The organism is Streptomyces sp. NPDC059477 (genome assembly GCF_042749375.1).
Taxonomy (GTDB): Bacteria; Actinomycetota; Actinomycetes; order Streptomycetales; family Streptomycetaceae; genus Streptomyces.
Genome location: NZ_JBHYUG010000144.1, coordinates 1 through 14,250 on the forward strand (window position 1 = coordinate 1; position 14,250 = coordinate 14,250).

The following is a 14,250-nucleotide window of genomic DNA, read 5'->3' on the forward strand; positions in this document are numbered from 1 at the left end:
GCCGTCGGGAGACGGAGGCCCCGTCGGCGCCCCGGAGACCTGTGCCCTCACGCTCCGCCGAGCCAGCGTCCGTCCCGCATGATGTGCCGCTGCGGCAACTCCCGCTCCTCGTGCCACGACTGCACCGCACGCGGGCGCACCCGGTAGTACGCGTACGTCGCCCGCTCCGCGCGCGGATCCCACCCCGTCTTCGCGAGGAACGCCTCCGCCGCACCGGCCGGCACCTCCTCCCGCGTGTACACCTCCGCCTCCCCGTCGATCAGGACGACGTCCCGGGTGTCCCCGAACGCCAGCCGGGTGGCTCGCGACCCCGCGGCGAGATTGCGGCCGGTGGGGTTGGCGGGGCGGGTGGCCAGCCAGACGGCCTCCTCGTGCCAGACGAACCAGAGGGCGACGAGACAGGGCACCCCGTCGGTGTCCGCCGAGGCCACCCAGATGTCCTCCTCGCGCTCCAGCCGGTCCAGCACATCCCGCCTGCGCCGCTCACGGTCGCGCGGCGGCTTCGTGATCGTCATGCCGGGACGCTATCCGGCGGTCCCGCCTCGCCGCCTCCGGCCAGGGACGTAGGACTCGGGGCGGGGACAGCGGGGGTGGCGGGCGGGAACCGGTTGGCACCCCGTGCGTTTTACGTATAACCTCTCCCGTCAACCGCTCTCCCTGGAGGTCCCGGATGCGACGCGTCGCCCTGGTCGCCGTTGTCGTGGACGACTACGACAAGGCCATCCGCTTCTACACCGAGGCGCTCGGCTTCCGGCTCGCCGAGGACTCGCCGCGTGCCGGAGGTGACGGTTCCCGCTGGGTCGTCGTCGAGCCGGACACCGAAGGCGCCGGGACCGCGCTGCTGCTCGCCCGCGCGGACGGCGAGGCCCAGCGGGCGCGGATCGGCGACCAGACCGGCGGGCGGGTCGGGTTCTTCCTGTACACCGACGACCTCGCCCGCGATCACGCCCGGATGCTGGCCGCAGGGGTGACCTTCGAGCAAGCGCCCCGGCACGAGCCGTACGGCACGGTGGCCGTCTTCCAGGATCTGTACGGCAATCGGTGGGATCTGCTCCAGCCCGCCGCCGGGTAGGCCCGCCCCGGCGGGCAGCCCCCTGCCGGGACCTTCCCCGCATGACCGCGCAACACATCCCGTACACCCCCACATCCCGTACGTATGTACGTCCATACCCCGCCCCAGAAAGACCGCACCATGACCACTACGCGCGTAGACATCCCCGCCCTCCGTCGCCTCCCCAAGGCCGTGCTGCACGATCATCTCGATGGCGGGCTGCGTCCCGCCACCGTCGTGGAGCTGGCGGAAAGGGTCGGGCACGCCCTGCCCGCCACCGACCCGCAGGCGCTCGCCGCCTGGTACTACGACGCGGCCAACTCCGGTGATCTGGTGCGTTACATCGCCACCTTCGAGCACACCCTGGCCGTGATGCAGAGCCGCGAGGGGCTGTTGCGCACCGCCGAGGAGTATGTGCTGGACCTCGCCGGGGACGGGGTGGTGTACGCGGAGGTGCGGTACGCGCCCGAGCTGATGCTGGCGGGCGGGCTGACCCTGCCGGAGGTCGTGGAGACCGTCCAGGAGGGGCTCGCGGCCGGGATGGCGAAGGCCGCGGCGGCCGGGACGCCGGTCCGGGTCGGCACGCTGCTGTGCGGGATGCGGATGTTCGACCGCAGCCGGGAGATCGCCGATCTGGCGGTGGGGTTCCGGGACGCGGGGGTCGTCGGCTTCGACATCGCGGGCGCCGAGGACGGCTTCCCGCCCGCCGACCACCTCGCCGCGTTCGAGCACCTGCGCGCCGAGAGCGTCCCGTTCACCATCCACGCCGGGGAGGCACACGGCCTGCCCAGCATCCACCAGGCCCTTCAGGTGTGCGGCGCGCAGCGGATCGGGCACGGGGTGCGGATCATGGACGACATCGTGGACGGCAAGCTCGGCCGGCTCGCCGGCTGGGTCCGGGACCGCCGGATCGCGCTGGAGATGTGCCCGACGTCCAACCTCCAGACCGGCGCGGCGGCCTCGATCGCCGATCACCCGATCACCGTCCTGAAGGACCTGGGCTTCCGGGTCACCCTCAACACGGACAACCGGCTGGTCTCGGGTACGACCATGACCCGCGAGATGGCACTCCTGATGGAGCACGCCGGCTGGACCGTCGAGGATCTGCGCGCGGTCACCGTGAACGCCGTCAAAAGCGCCTTCCTGCCGTACGACGAGCGGAGGGCGCTGATCGAGGACGTGGTGCTGCCGGGTTACGCCGCCGCGCTCCGCACCAGCCCGCGTACGTAGGCCGCCTGCCCGGCGTGCTGGAGGTCGTCGGACAGGACGCTGACCAGCCGCACCCCGAGGGTGACCGGTGGGTCCCAGCGTGTGTCCACGACCTCGTCCAGATCCTTGGCGGCGAGGTCGCCCAGCGCGCCCAGGGTCTGGGCGTGCACGGCGTCGTAGTAGCCGGTGAGCAGGGCGCCGTCGCTCACCCGCACCTTGGCGACCTTGGCCGGGCCGTGACCGTACCCCGTGTCGTGGCGCGGCAGGCCGAGCGCGAAGCGGTCCGGCCAGTCGCCGGTGAGCCAGCGCTGCTCCAGGCCGAACGCGTCGGCGATGTGGTCGTCCTGGACCCGGGTGAGGTGCCAGATCAGCCAGGCGACGGAGTTGGCGGCGGGGGACGGCCGGGCGTTCAGCTCCTCGGCGCCGAGGCCGTCGACCACGGCGTGGACCTCTTCCCGGATCCGGCCGTAGCCGTCGATGAGGATGTCCTTGGCATGCATGGCACCACCTTCGCGCATGGGCGCCTCACGCGCCTCCGTTCTCCAGCAGCGCCATCAGGGCACGGGCCGCCGGGGTGGTGGCCTGGGCGGGCGGCAGCAGCGCGACCGTCTCGTACACCGTCTCCTCCGCCTCCTTCACCGGCAGCGCGGTCAGGGACTCGCGCTTGAAGCGGAAGTGGCTCGGGACCACCGCGATGCCGAGATTCTCGCCCACCATGTCGAGCAGTCCGTGCACATCGTTGACCTCCAGCGCGACCTTGCGGCGCACCCCCGCGGCGGCGAACGCGGCGTCCGTGGTGCGGCGCGGCCCCCAGTCCGGGTGGAAGTCCACGAACACCTCGCCGCCCAGCTCCTCCGGCGTGACGGCCGCGCCCGCGCGGGCCAGCGGGTGCCCGGGATGGCACAGCAGGGTCATCGGCTCGCTGGTCAGCGGCACCCGGCGCAACCGGTCGGGGTCGTCCGCCGCCGACTGCACCACGAAGGCCAGATCGAGCCGTCCGGCCGCCACCTCCTCGGCCAGCGCGCCCGAGCCCGCCTGGCGCAGACAGATCTCCACATCCGGATGGCGCCGGCGGAACGCCGCCAGCAGCCCCGCCACATGCACCCCGGCGATGCACTGCTCCGAGCCCAGCGCCAGCATGCCGCGCAGCACGCCCTGCACCGCCGCGACCGCCTCGTGCGCCGAGCGGACCTGGGCCAGGATCCGCTCCGCCTCGCCCAGCAGCGCCCGCCCGGCCGGGGTGAGCGTCACCCGGCGGGTGGTGCGGACGAACAGCGGCGCCCGCAGCTCGCGCTCCAGGGCGCGGATGGACGCCGACAGGCCCGACTGGGAGACCAGCAGCCGCTCGGCGGCCCGGGTGAAATGCTGGTCCTCGGCGACGGCCACGAAGTGCTGGAGATGACGCAGTTCCATGATTGAGCAGCGTAGTCGCTCAATTCCATCTGATTCTTCTGTTGGACCGCTGCCCGCCGGTCACGACAGAGTGGACGCCGGTTCACCGGAACCGGCCTACTCCCGTACCCGTACCGGACCCTGAGATCCCCGTGTGCCCACCCTGATGGAGTCGCGTTGTACACCGCACACCCCGACCGCTACGCGGACCTGCCCTACCGGCGCACCGGCCGCAGCGGCCTGAAGCTCCCGGCGCTGTCGCTCGGCCTCTGGCACAACTTCGGCCCCGACCGCCCCGCCGAGACCCAGCGGGCCATCCTGCGCCGCGCCTTCGACCTCGGCGTCACCCACTTCGACCTCGCCAACAACTACGGCCCGCCCGCCGGTGCCGCCGAGTCGGCGCTCGGCGACGCCCTGCGCGCGGACTTCGCCCGCTACCGGGACGAGCTGGTGATCTCCACCAAGGCCGGGTATCTGATGTGGCCCGGCCCGTACGGCGAGTGGGGCTCGCGCAAGTACCTGCTGTCCTCCCTCGACCAGAGCCTCGCCCGCATGGGCGTCGAGTACGTCGACATCTACTACTCGCACCGCTTCGACCCGAAGACTCCGCTGGAGGAGACGATGGGCGCCCTGCACACGGCGGTGCAGCAGGGCAAGGCGCTGTATGCGGGCGTCTCGAACTACTCCGCCGAGCAGACCCGCGACGCCGCCCGGATCCTGGGCGAGCTGGGCACCCCGCTGCTGATCCACCAGCCGCGCTACTCGATGCTCGACCGCCGCCCCGAGGACGAGGGCCTGCTGGACGCCCTGGACGAACTCCAGGTCGGCTCCATCGCCTACTCCCCGCTGGAACAGGGCCTGCTCACCGACCGCTATCTGGACGGCGGCATCCCGGCCGGTTCCCGGGCGGCGGGCGGCAGCCCGTTCCTGACCGCGGAAACGGTCGGCGCGCAGCTGGAGCGGCTGCGCGCCCTGAACGACATCGCCGCCTCCCGTGGCCAGACCCTGGCCCAGCTGGCGCTGGCCTGGGTGCTGCGCGGCGGCCGGGTGACCTCGGCACTGATCGGCGCGAGCAGCACCCAGCAACTGGAGGACAGCGTGGGCGCGGCCCGCAACCTGGACTTCGACGCGGAGGAACTGGCCCGGATCGACGCCGTCGTCAAGGGCTGACCGGCGGGGGAGGCGGAAGGGGGGAGCGGGTCAGTGGTGCCTCGCCGGGGACGCCCAGAGCGTCCCCGCCAGGCACACGGTCACCGCGCCCCCCTCCGCCCTCCCGGCGCCCCACCTCCCCACCCACACCATTCCGGCCAACCACTCTCGCAAAATATGCCAACAGACTGGCCGGAAAGTAATGGTGACAGTGTGTCAAGAGTGAACATACTCAACGTGAGGGGCAGTACACCGCTCCGGAGCCGCACGAAAGCGAGGCAAGGCCGCACGCGATCAGCGGGGGAGTGGAAGGGTGCACGACGAATTCCTTTGCCATGTAACGGCGTACGGAGTGTGCGACGGCCGGCGGATCGGCGTACCGCTCGGCACCTATCGCGCGCCCACGCTCGCACTGGCGCTGTGGTGGCTGCGTGACCGGGCCTCCTGGATAGCCGAGCGGCTCGACCCGCTCCCCGAGAGCCCGCACTACCCCAAGGGCGCCCTGGTCCCGGTGGCCGCCGGGGTCCCGGACGTGCCCCGGCTGCTGCGCCGGTGGTGTGCCGACGCCGCACAGCAGGGGCTGGTGGCGGACGAGCTGGCGGTGGGGCGGCTGGTGCGGATCGCGGCGAGCGACGACACCACCGAGTACGAACTGCTGGCCGAGTCGGTCGACGCGCTGCGGATGCAGCGCACGGTTCCGCCACTGGTCGTGCCGGTCGCCTGACACGAGAAGGCACCGCGGACGGGCGGGGTGGGGCGGGGTGGGGCTGAGCGGTCGGTCCGGTGTTCGGGGGAGCGGCTGGCGCTATGGCGCGGGCGCGTCCCCTCCGAGGCCGCCGAGCCGGCGTACCCCCGCCGCCAGCAGGCCACCGGCGCAGCCCGCGACCCCGCCCCACAGGGCCGCCCAGCCGAGGGCCGGCCAGAGGTCCGGGTGGAGGAACAGTTCGCCGGACAGATCGCCGCCGAGGCTGCCGATGCCGAGGACCGACAGCCCGTAGTGGGCGGTGATCCGGCCGGTGAGACAGATCATCAGGACCGTCAGCACCAGGGCCACCGCCATGCGCAGCGCGTGCTGCCACAGCCGGGTGCGGGCGGGGGAGCGGGCCGCCATCACGAACGCCGCCCCCAGCAGCAGCGCCGCGTCGATCGCGACCAGCCACCACACCCGGCCGTCGTACCGCGCCAGCGCGCGCAGATCGAGCGTCGAGACATCGGGGCCGCGCAGCACCTGATCCAGGAGCCGGGGCATGGGCAGTCCGAACGGGCCGTCCACCCTGCCGTGCCAGGTGGCCCCCAGCCCGATGGTGAAAGCCAGCCACACCAGATTCGGCAGGCCCAGCAGCAGCACCGCGAAGGTGTCCGCGGCATGCCCCCGCGACACGGCCACCACCAGCCCGATCACCACCCCCACGGCGACACACACCAGCAGCACCCCGACCATCGCGTACGCCGCCGGACACGCCGCCGACTGCCATCGCAGCGCCGGGCCGGGCAGCGGCGCCCGGCGCGAGACCAGCAGCGCCACGATCAGCACCCCCGCCAGCCACAGCGCGCCCAGGAGCAGGGTGAGCGGGACGTCGGCGGCGAAACCGACCTCGGGGGAGAGGCCGAAGAGATCGGTCAGGTCGCGCGCCGCGCCCTCGCCGAGGGTGATCCGGAAGGTCTGCCGGGCCGCGAAGGACAGCCCCAGCAAGGCCAGCAGCCACAGCACGGCGAGCCGCAGCGCCCAGCCCGCCAGCTCCGCCGTACTCGCCACGGCACGGTGGCGCAGCGGGCGCAGGAAGCCGGTGGCGAGAACCAGCGCGCCGGCCAGGGACACGGAGAGCGGTACGACGGTCAGACCCGCGTCCGTCGTCGCCAGTGGGCCCGCGCTGCCGCGCAGCTCGACGGTGCCGCCCACCGCCGTCACCACCGTCGCCGCGACAACCCGCGCGTACGCGCCGTCGGGCAGGTCCAGCGCCCCGGCCGCCCACAGCCCCAGCGCGGCCACCACCCCCATCGCCAGCATCGCGGCCACCACGGTGAACAGCGCGTCGAACCAGCCGTGCCGGGCGAGGGCGTGCGGGTCGACGGGGTGCGGGGCGGGGGCAGGGACGGGGGCGGTCATCCTGTCACGCTAAGCAGCCCCCGCACCGGCCGCCCGCCGGGAGGTCCGTCCGCGCCTGCCGGTGTCCGTTCGCGTCCGTCCGGGAATTTCCCCTCCGCGGGGCCCGCCGCCGAGCCGTCCGCCTACACTGCTGCCGAGTCCGCCGCGCCCCTCCCCGCGCTGCAACGCTCTCCCCATGGGGACTGCGCGGCCCGGCTCTGGGTACCAGCACTGGTGCAGCAGCCTCCGGCCACGCCGGCTTCCGAGAGAGAAACGCATGATCGAGCACCGGGACGGGGCAGTGATGCCGACTGGTTTCGACGTGCCCGTCGAACCGCTCCGGCGCGCGGCGCACTACACCGGGGAACCGGGGTGCATCGCCGAGGCGCGCGCGTTCGCCGGGCACTTCCTGGAACAGCTCAGAACCGAGTGGTGCGCCGAGATCGGTGACCGCGCCGAGGACGAGGTGCTCCTGGTGGTCAGCGAACTCGTCACCAACGCCGACCGGCACAGCAACGGCCCGTACATCCTCGAACTGGAGGGCACCGACGCCGAGGTGACGGTCTACGTCTACGACAGCAGCGCGGCCCTCCCGCGCGCCTACCCGCGCGACCCCGAACGCGTCGGCCGGCACGGCATGGAGATCGTGCACGCCCTCACGGCCGAGGTGACGGTCGAACGGGTGCCGGTGGGCAAACGGGTACGGGCGGTGCTGAGGGTCGGCGGGGACACCGGGGACACCGGGGACCGAGTCGATCAGGGAGCGGGCTGAGCGTCGGATGCCCGGCCCAGCCCCCCGTACCGCCGTCGCCGTCCTCAGGCGCAGCCCAGCTCTCCCAGCATGCCCTTGCGCAGCCGTACGATGATCCGCTTCAGCAGGCGGGACACATGCATCTGCGAGCAGCCGAGCCGGTCGCCGATCTCGGCCTGGGTGGCCTCCTCCACGAACCGCATGTGCAGGATCCGCCGGTCGCGTTCGCCGAGTTCGGCCATCAGCGGGGCCAGCGAGTGGACGTCCTCGACCAGCCGCAGGCCGTGTTCCTCGACGCCGATGAAGTCGGCCAGCACAGCCTCCCCGTTGCCGGGGTCCTCGCCGGTCAGGGCGGCGTCGAGGGACGACGAGTTGTAGCCGTTGGACGCCAGCTGGCCCTCGACCACCTGTTCCGGGGTGAGGTCCATGACCGCGGCCAGCTCCGCCACCGTGGGCTCGCGGTCCAGATGACCGGCGAGTTCCTCGCGCGCCTTCGCCAGCTCGACCCGCAGCTCCTGGAGCCGGCGCGGTACGTGCACCGCCCAGGTGGTGTCCCGGAAGAACCGCTTGATCTCACCGACGATGTACGGCAGCGCGAACGTCGTGAACTCGACCTCCCGCGACAGGTCGAACCGGTCGATCGCCTTGATCAGCCCGATCATGCCGGTCTGGACGATGTCCTCCATGTCGTCGCCGCGACCACGGAACCGGCCGGCCGCGAAACGGACCAGGGAGATGTTCAGCTCGATCAGGGTGTTGCGGACGTACTGGTGCTCGCGTGTGCCTTCCTCCAGCTCGGCCAGCCGGGGGAAGAGCTGACGGGACAGCTCGCGCGCGTCCAGTGGCGCCACGGTCCGTGGATCCACGGAGTCCGGCAGTATCCCCTCCCCCGCTCGGGTCCCGGCGGTGTCGTGCTCGACCTTTGCCTTCGACCTGATCACGGCGGTGTTCATTGCCTCTCCCACGAACATCGGAGTTCGGTTTCTGTCGTCGGGTCGCTGCTTCTGACCGTGCGTCTACGAGGGCTCGGCTACCCAGGGTTCACCGGACCATGCACATGGATCCGCACACCGCGCTCACGCGTCCGCGACGGACATGGACGGATCGCCCGCCCGGAAGGCATCTTCGCTGTCCGCCGATTCCACCGAGGGCGAACCCCGGAGCCCTTCCCAGCACGGCCGGCGCTCCTACGCTGGGAAGGTGAGCAACCAAGCGCCGAACGAAGCCCGCGTCATCCCCCTGCGCCGCGCCACGCGCCCGGGGACCGCCCGCCCCGCGTCCGACCGACCGACCGCTCTCGAACCGGCCCGCCGGGCCCCGCTCGAACCGGCCCGCCGGACCTCCCTCGAACCGGCCCGCCCGGCCGCCGCCCCCGTGCCCCCCGGGCGCCCGGCATCCCCGGAACCCCTGTGGCGTGACCTGATCGGCGATGTCCTGCGCCGGGAGCGGCTCGCGCAGGAGCGGACCCTGAAGGATGTCGCCGAGGCGGCCCGGATCTCCATGCCGTATCTCTCCGAGGTCGAGCGGGGGCGCAAGGAAGCCTCCTCCGAGGTCCTCGCCGCCGCCGCGCGCGCCCTGGGCCTCGGGCTCGGCGAGCTGCTGTCGCTGGCCCAGGGCGAACTGGTCCGGGTCACCAGCCGGACGGCCGGCCGGAGCACACACCGGCCGACCTCCTCGTACGACGGGATGCTGCTGGCCGCCTGACCCAGCCCCGGTACCGGCGTCCGTCACACCGGAGCGAGACGCCGGCTCACCACCTGGTCGGCGAGCCCGTACGCCACCGCCTCCTGCGCGGTGAACACCTTGTCTCGGTCCATGTCCGCCCGCAGGGTCGCGATGTCGTGCCCGGTGTGCAGGGACAGCACCTCCTCGACCTGGGCCCGGATCCGGACCATTTCCTTGGCCTGGAGCGCCAGATCGGACACCGTGCCCTGCCGGCCGCCGGACGCGGGCTGACCGAGCAGCACCCGCGCGTGCTCCAGCGCGAACCGCCGCCCCCGGTCCCCGCCCGCCAGCAGCACCGCCGCCGTCGAGGCCGCCTGCCCGACGCAGAACGTCGAGATCGGGGCCTGCACGAACGTCATGGTGTCGTAGATCGCCATCAGCGAAGTGAAGGAACCACCAGGGGAGTTGATGTAGATCGAGATCTCGTTCTCGGGCGCAGCCGACTCCAGATGCAGCAACTGCGCGATGACGACATTGGCCACGCCGTCGTCGATCTCCGTCCCGAGGAAGATGATCCGCTCCGACAGCAGCCGGCTGAACACGTCGTACGACCGTTCGCCGTGAGGGGTCTTCTCGACCACGTTGGGGATGGTGTAAGTGCCCATGTCGATCCGCTGACTCCTCATCTCACAGTCCCATCCGTCGTCGTGCGGCGGCCGGGCGGATGTCGGCGAACGACTCCACGATCCGGTCCACCATGCCGTACTCGATCGCCTGTTCCGCCGTGAACCAGCGGTCGCGGTCGCCGTCGCGGGAGATGGTCTCCGGGCTCTGACCGGTGTGCTCGGCGGTGATCCGCTCCATGGTCCGCTTCGTGAACTCCAGGTTGTCCGCCTGGATCTCGATGTCCGCCGTCGTGCCGCCGATCCCGGCGGACGGCTGGTGCATCATGATCCGCGCGTTGGGCAGCGCGAACCGCTTGCCCGCCGTGCCCACGCTGAGCAGGAACTGGCCCATGCTGGCCGCGAAGCCCATCGCGAGCGTGGCCACGTCGTTGGGGATCAGCCGCATGGTGTCGTAGATGGCCAGCCCGGCGTGGACCGAGCCGCCCGGACTCTGGATGAACAGGCTGATGTCGGTGTGCGGGTCCTCCGCCGACAGGATCAGCAACTGGGCGCAGATCCGGTTCGCGGAGACCTCGTCGACCTCCGTGCCGAGCAGCACGATCCGCTGCCCGAGCAGCTGCGCGGCGAGATGGTCGTCGAACGGGGTGCGCCGGGTGTCGCCCTCCTCGGCCCGGGGCAGCGCCGCCGGGCCCGGACGGGCGGTGAACAGGGACAGGGACATCGCGTCGCTCCTGACGTGCAGATCTGACGAGGGGAGGCGGTGGTGCGTTCACGCTCCCCACTGGTGCTCTCCACTGTCGGCGCGGAAGCGGGCGCACCGGGGATTTATCGGCCCGCAGCAGATTCGCCGTCGGCCGAGCGCCGGCCGGGAGCGGCCGGGAGCGATGAGTTTCGGGGCGCGGGACGGTCGATACAGATGACCGTGACCGATGCCGGGAAGGCAGTCAGGAAGGCGATCATGAGCACCGACGGATTCATCATCTGTCTCTGGTTCGACGGCCAGGCGGAGGACGCCGCCCACCACTATGTGTCGATCTTCAAGAACTCCGCCCTCGGCGGTTCCACCCGCTACGGCGAGGGCGCCCCGTTCCCCGCCGGGACCGTGCTGACGGTCGACTTCACGGCCAACGGCCAGCGGTTCGTCGCGCTCAACGGCGGCCCGGAGTTCAGGTTCACCGAGGCGATCTCCTTCCAGATCCTGTGCGCGGACCAGGAGGAGATCGACCACTACTGGACCAGGCTCACCGAGAACGGCGGCGAGCCCGGCCCCTGCGGCTGGCTCAAGGACAAGTTCGGCGTCTCCTGGCAGGTCGTCCCCGAGCGACTGCTCGCCATGATCAGCGACCCGGACGGCGCGAAATCCGCCCGCGCGACCGCCGCCATGATGAAGATGGGCAAACTGGACATCGCGCAGCTGGAGCGGGCCTTCGCGGGGGAGTGAGCGGTCGGGGGCTTGTGGCTCGGGACGGGGGAGGGCGGAGGGGGAGGCGCGCGTCGAGGGCCGGGGTGCCGGAGGGAGCGGGGGAGCCGGGAGCCGGGGAGCCGGTGGTCTGGGGCGGCCGGCCGCCGTACCAGCGACGCGTCCCCCTCGTCCCCGCCGGCGGGCAGTCCCGTGGCGCCCACGGGACCGGACCCCGGCCCACCGGGACGGGCGTGTCGAACGGAGGAACGAGCGGGTGCGGCGAGCGTGGTCGTCGGGGACGCTCAGCCCGCCGTGCCCACCGCCCGGGTGATCTCCTGGGCCATCCGCAGGATGCCGGGTGAGCGCACCGGGCACGGCTTCGGTGTCGAGGTCGTGGGTGCCAGACAGAAGTGCAGGTGGTCGTCGGTGCGGTGGAGCGCCGTGCGGTCCTTCGCCGGGTCGGTGCAGTAGCCGGGGTGCGCGCGCTCGTACGCGGTGCAGGGCAGCTGCTCGACCCACCGGTAGCGGGCGCCGGGCGGGCTGACCACCCCGCCCGCGTCGGCCAGGGCGTCCGACGCGGCGGCGGCCTGCTCCCGGTAGATGCCGTTGACCCGCTCGACGCGCTCGGGGGTGAGCGGATCCGGCCCCTGGAGCACCCAGACGATCCGGGGCCGCCGGTCCCCGCCCGCCGAGGCGATCTGCTCGGTCAGCCGGCGCGCGTCGGCGGCGTACCGTGCGAAGTAGCGGTCACGGGAGGCGTCGTACGTGATCCCGTCCATGCACGGGGTGTAGCCCCAGGCGTTGCCCCAGAACTGGAGCACCACCACGTCCGGCCGCACCGCGCGCACCAGCGCCGCCGCCTTGTCCGCGTCCGGTACGAGGGACGGGTCGCCGGTGCCCTCCAGGTAGTCGCACAGGGTGGTGCCGGAGTAGGGGGCGCTGGTGTGGGCCGCGCCCAGGGTGTCGCGCAGCTCCTGGCCGAGAACCGTCTGGTCCTCCATGGCGAGGGAGTCGCCGAGATACAGCACCGACATGTCCCGAGCGGGAGCGGGAGCGGTGGTGCTGGGGGCGGGGGAGGCGGACGGGGCCGGTTTCTGGCGGGTCGTGCTCGGTACGTCGGGCGTGGGCGGCGCCGTCCGCGGTCCCGACTCGGGGTCCGTGCAGGCGCCGAGCAGCAGCAGCGCGCCCAGCACACCCACCATCCACTGACCGCGCATCCACACCCCGTCCCCCGCCGAAAGGGTCCCAGGCAAGCACAGCGCGGCCCGGTGGGGAAGTCACCCGCCGGACAGATACCGGTGGACCGCACGCATGTGCGGGCTCGTCGTCTGGAGTTGGGCCCGTGGTCATTCGGTGTCCCTACGGTGCGCGCCATGAGAAGACCTTCGATCATGCTCGGCTCCGTCGTCCTCACGGTCGCGCTGGCGTCCCCCGCCGCCGCCGGAAACCCGCACACGGGCGGCGACTTCGGCCGGGCCACCCTCACCGGATTCGCGTCCCTGCCGGCCGAGACGTACGTCCCGAACAGCGAGCCCTCCGGCGCCCTCATCGGCACGGGCCCCTTCAACGGCATCGCCGCGCCCTTCCAGGACCAGCCCATCCAGGGCTTCAGCGGCATCGTGAACCGCCACGACGGCACCTACGACGTGCTGTCCGACAACGGCTACGGCAACAAGGCCAACAGCGCCGACTACCTGCTGCGCGTGAACCGCGTGCAGCCCGACACCAGGACCGGCAAGGTCAAGGTGCTGAGCGGCTTCAACCTCAGCGACCCGGGCCGCAAGGTGCCGTTCGCCCTCACCCGCTCCGACCGGGTCCTCACCGGCGCCGACTTCGACGTCGAGTCGATCACCAGGACCGCCGACGGCACGTACTGGATCGGCGACGAGTTCGGCCCCTACCTGCTGCACTTCTCCGCCACCGGCAAGCTGCTGGACGCCCCGATCGCCCTGCCCGGCGTGAAGGCGCCGGAGAACCCGGACCTCGGCGGCGCCCAGCCCACCCTCGGCAGCAGCAAGGGCTTCGAGGGCCTGGTCCGCTCCGTCGACGGACGTCACCTCTACCCCCTCCTGGAGGGCACGGTCAGCGGCGACACGCCGGGTGACCTGCGGTTCAGTGAGTTCGATCTGAGCAAGCGCGCCTACACCGGCAAGCAGTACACCTACCGCCTCGAATCCCCGGCCAACGCCATCGGCGACGCCATCGCCATCGACCGGAACCGGTTCCTGGTCATCGAGCGGGACGGCGGACAGGGCGACGACGCCAAGTTCAAGCGGCTGTACCTCGCGGACACCCGCGACCGTGACAAGGACGGCGCGCTGGACAAGACGCTGGTGGCCGATCTGCTGGACATCGCCAACCCCAAGGGCGTCGGCGGGTTCGGCGAGACGTTCCGGTTCCCGTTCACGACCATCGAGGACGTCGTGCTGCTGGACGACCGGACGGTCGCCGTGCTCAACGACAACAACTTCCCGTTCTCGTCCGGGCGGACGGCAGGCAAGGCCGACAACAACGAGTTCATCACCGTACGGCTGAGCCGGCCGCTGAACGCGGACCCGCGGGCCTTCCGCTAGGGCCTGTCGTTTGGATCATCCTGGCGATGAGGCTCGGTGGCCTTTCGGCTGGCCCGAGCGGGGCCTGGTGCGTGCAGCTGCAAGGCGGAGGAGGGAGTCGACGCGATGGGGGTGCCCCCACGCGAGCGCGGTCGAGCGTGGGGGAGTCGGCGAGTGACGACAACGCGGCAGATGTGCGTGCCAGGCCCCGCGACGCGCCTGGATGATCCGAACGACAGGCCCTAGGGCGTGTCCGCAATGTCAGGTGGGGAGCCATAGTCGCAGGCAGGCGAGGGTGACCAGGGCTTGGTAGTGGTGGGCTCGTTTGTCGTAGCGGGTGGCGAGGGCTTTGTTCTGCTTGAGCCGG

The 14,250-nt window shown here is 72.0% G+C and carries 16 protein-coding genes and 1 pseudogene; 8 read left to right on the forward strand and 9 right to left on the reverse strand.

What is annotated here, in order from left to right:
• Positions 1 to 47: 47 nt before the first annotated feature.
• The gene (locus tag ACFXAZ_RS37785; RefSeq protein ID WP_384601023.1) at positions 48 to 515 is read right to left on the reverse strand and encodes a pyridoxamine 5'-phosphate oxidase family protein; all 468 of its coding nucleotides are present in this window, start codon (positions 513 to 515) and stop codon (positions 48 to 50) included.
• A gap of 155 nt (positions 516 to 670) precedes the next feature.
• On the opposite strand from ACFXAZ_RS37785, the gene ACFXAZ_RS37790 reads away from it, so the two are divergent.
• Positions 671 to 1,072, forward strand: a complete 402-nt coding sequence (locus tag ACFXAZ_RS37790) for a VOC family protein (protein ID WP_384601026.1) — start codon at positions 671 to 673, stop codon at positions 1,070 to 1,072.
• 120 nt (positions 1,073 to 1,192) lie between these two features.
• Positions 1,193 to 2,281: an adenosine deaminase gene (locus tag ACFXAZ_RS37795; RefSeq protein WP_384601029.1), complete on the forward strand. Its 1,089-nt coding sequence runs from the start codon at positions 1,193 to 1,195 to the stop codon at positions 2,279 to 2,281.
• Here the strand turns inward: ACFXAZ_RS37795 and ACFXAZ_RS37800 are convergent.
• Entirely contained in the window at positions 2,245 to 2,760 is a 516-nt protein-coding gene (locus ACFXAZ_RS37800; protein ID WP_384601032.1) for a DUF664 domain-containing protein, read from the reverse strand. The two genes, ACFXAZ_RS37795 and ACFXAZ_RS37800, sit on opposite strands and share 37 nt — an antisense overlap.
• 25 nt (positions 2,761 to 2,785) lie before the next feature.
• On the reverse strand, positions 2,786 to 3,673 hold the full coding sequence (locus ACFXAZ_RS37805) for a LysR family transcriptional regulator (protein WP_384601035.1): 888 nt from the start codon (positions 3,671 to 3,673) through the stop codon (positions 2,786 to 2,788).
• Positions 3,674 to 3,829: 156 nt separating this feature from the next.
• Between ACFXAZ_RS37805 and ACFXAZ_RS37810 the strand changes: the two genes are divergently transcribed.
• Complete coding sequence (locus ACFXAZ_RS37810) at positions 3,830 to 4,822, forward strand: aldo/keto reductase (protein WP_384601038.1); 993 nt, start codon at positions 3,830 to 3,832, stop codon at positions 4,820 to 4,822.
• 292 nt (positions 4,823 to 5,114) lie between these two features.
• Positions 5,115 to 5,525 carry a hypothetical protein gene (locus tag ACFXAZ_RS37815; protein ID WP_384601040.1) on the forward strand — a complete coding sequence of 137 codons (411 nt, stop codon included), beginning with the start codon at positions 5,115 to 5,117 and terminating at the stop codon, positions 5,523 to 5,525.
• A gap of 81 nt (positions 5,526 to 5,606) precedes the next feature.
• Here ACFXAZ_RS37815 and ACFXAZ_RS37820 read toward each other — a convergent pair whose 3' ends face one another.
• The gene (locus ACFXAZ_RS37820; protein ID WP_384601043.1) at positions 5,607 to 6,908 is read right to left on the reverse strand and encodes a streptophobe family protein; all 1,302 of its coding nucleotides are present in this window, start codon (positions 6,906 to 6,908) and stop codon (positions 5,607 to 5,609) included.
• A 256-nt stretch (positions 6,909 to 7,164) separates the two neighbouring features.
• On the opposite strand from ACFXAZ_RS37820, the gene ACFXAZ_RS37825 reads away from it, so the two are divergent.
• Positions 7,165 to 7,659: an ATP-binding protein gene (locus ACFXAZ_RS37825; RefSeq protein WP_384601045.1), complete on the forward strand. Its 495-nt coding sequence runs from the start codon at positions 7,165 to 7,167 to the stop codon at positions 7,657 to 7,659.
• Between the two features lie 44 nt (positions 7,660 to 7,703).
• On the opposite strand, the gene ACFXAZ_RS37830 is transcribed toward ACFXAZ_RS37825, so the two are convergent.
• The gene (locus ACFXAZ_RS37830; protein WP_384601048.1) at positions 7,704 to 8,591 is read right to left on the reverse strand and encodes an RNA polymerase sigma factor SigF; all 888 of its coding nucleotides are present in this window, start codon (positions 8,589 to 8,591) and stop codon (positions 7,704 to 7,706) included.
• Positions 8,592 to 8,838: 247 nt separating this feature from the next.
• Between ACFXAZ_RS37830 and ACFXAZ_RS37835 the strand changes: the two genes are divergently transcribed.
• On the forward strand, positions 8,839 to 9,342 hold the full coding sequence (locus tag ACFXAZ_RS37835; protein WP_384601051.1) for a helix-turn-helix domain-containing protein: 504 nt from the start codon (positions 8,839 to 8,841) through the stop codon (positions 9,340 to 9,342).
• 23 nt (positions 9,343 to 9,365) lie between these two features.
• Here the strand turns inward: ACFXAZ_RS37835 and ACFXAZ_RS37840 are convergent, their stop codons facing one another.
• Together ACFXAZ_RS37840 and ACFXAZ_RS37845 are read right to left on the reverse strand one after the other, a co-directional pair.
• Positions 9,366 to 9,968, reverse strand: coding sequence for a ClpP family protease (locus tag ACFXAZ_RS37840; RefSeq protein WP_384601053.1), 603 nt, complete (start codon positions 9,966 to 9,968; stop codon positions 9,366 to 9,368).
• A 22-nt stretch (positions 9,969 to 9,990) separates the two neighbouring features.
• Positions 9,991 to 10,644, reverse strand: coding sequence for an ATP-dependent Clp protease proteolytic subunit (locus ACFXAZ_RS37845; RefSeq protein WP_384601065.1), 654 nt, complete (start codon positions 10,642 to 10,644; stop codon positions 9,991 to 9,993).
• Between the two features lie 243 nt (positions 10,645 to 10,887).
• On the opposite strand from ACFXAZ_RS37845, the gene ACFXAZ_RS37850 reads away from it, so the two are divergent.
• Positions 10,888 to 11,370, forward strand: coding sequence for a VOC family protein (locus ACFXAZ_RS37850; RefSeq protein WP_384601056.1), 483 nt, complete (start codon positions 10,888 to 10,890; stop codon positions 11,368 to 11,370).
• Between the two features lie 263 nt (positions 11,371 to 11,633).
• Here ACFXAZ_RS37850 and ACFXAZ_RS37855 read toward each other — a convergent pair whose 3' ends face one another.
• Positions 11,634 to 12,548: an SGNH/GDSL hydrolase family protein gene (locus ACFXAZ_RS37855; protein ID WP_384601059.1), complete on the reverse strand. Its 915-nt coding sequence runs from the start codon at positions 12,546 to 12,548 to the stop codon at positions 11,634 to 11,636.
• A 156-nt stretch (positions 12,549 to 12,704) separates the two neighbouring features.
• Here ACFXAZ_RS37855 and ACFXAZ_RS37860 point away from each other — a divergent pair, with 156 nt between their 5' ends.
• Positions 12,705 to 13,904: an esterase-like activity of phytase family protein gene (locus ACFXAZ_RS37860; protein ID WP_384601062.1), complete on the forward strand. Its 1,200-nt coding sequence runs from the start codon at positions 12,705 to 12,707 to the stop codon at positions 13,902 to 13,904.
• Between the two features lie 240 nt (positions 13,905 to 14,144).
• On the opposite strand, the pseudogene ACFXAZ_RS37865 reads toward ACFXAZ_RS37860, so the two are convergent.
• Positions 14,145 to 14,250 (reverse strand): annotated as a pseudogene (locus ACFXAZ_RS37865) (IS5/IS1182 family transposase); the annotation flags it as partial.

Excerpts from the sequence above, each read along its gene's own strand:
- ACFXAZ_RS37860 (WP_384601062.1), top strand. The coding sequence starts at position 12,705 with ATGAGAAGACCTTCGATCATGCTCGGCTCCGTCGTCCTCACGGTCGCG.
- ACFXAZ_RS37790 (WP_384601026.1), top strand. The coding sequence starts at position 671 with ATGCGACGCGTCGCCCTGGTCGCCGTTGTCGTGGACGACTACGACAAG.
- ACFXAZ_RS37840 (WP_384601053.1), bottom strand. The coding sequence starts at position 9,968 with ATGGGCACTTACACCATCCCCAACGTGGTCGAGAAGACCCCTCACGGC.
- ACFXAZ_RS37805 (WP_384601035.1), bottom strand. The coding sequence starts at position 3,673 with ATGGAACTGCGTCATCTCCAGCACTTCGTGGCCGTCGCCGAGGACCAG.
- ACFXAZ_RS37830 (WP_384601048.1), bottom strand. The coding sequence starts at position 8,591 with ATGAACACCGCCGTGATCAGGTCGAAGGCAAAGGTCGAGCACGACACC.
- ACFXAZ_RS37825 (WP_384601045.1), top strand. The coding sequence starts at position 7,165 with ATGATCGAGCACCGGGACGGGGCAGTGATGCCGACTGGTTTCGACGTG.
- ACFXAZ_RS37855 (WP_384601059.1), bottom strand. The coding sequence starts at position 12,548 with ATGCGCGGTCAGTGGATGGTGGGTGTGCTGGGCGCGCTGCTGCTGCTC.
- ACFXAZ_RS37800 (WP_384601032.1), bottom strand. The coding sequence starts at position 2,760 with ATGCATGCCAAGGACATCCTCATCGACGGCTACGGCCGGATCCGGGAA.
- ACFXAZ_RS37795 (WP_384601029.1), top strand. The coding sequence starts at position 1,193 with ATGACCACTACGCGCGTAGACATCCCCGCCCTCCGTCGCCTCCCCAAG.
- ACFXAZ_RS37820 (WP_384601043.1), bottom strand. The coding sequence starts at position 6,908 with ATGACCGCCCCCGTCCCTGCCCCCGCCCCGCACCCCGTCGACCCGCAC.
- ACFXAZ_RS37850 (WP_384601056.1), top strand. The coding sequence starts at position 10,888 with ATGAGCACCGACGGATTCATCATCTGTCTCTGGTTCGACGGCCAGGCG.
- ACFXAZ_RS37785 (WP_384601023.1), bottom strand. The coding sequence starts at position 515 with ATGACGATCACGAAGCCGCCGCGCGACCGTGAGCGGCGCAGGCGGGAT.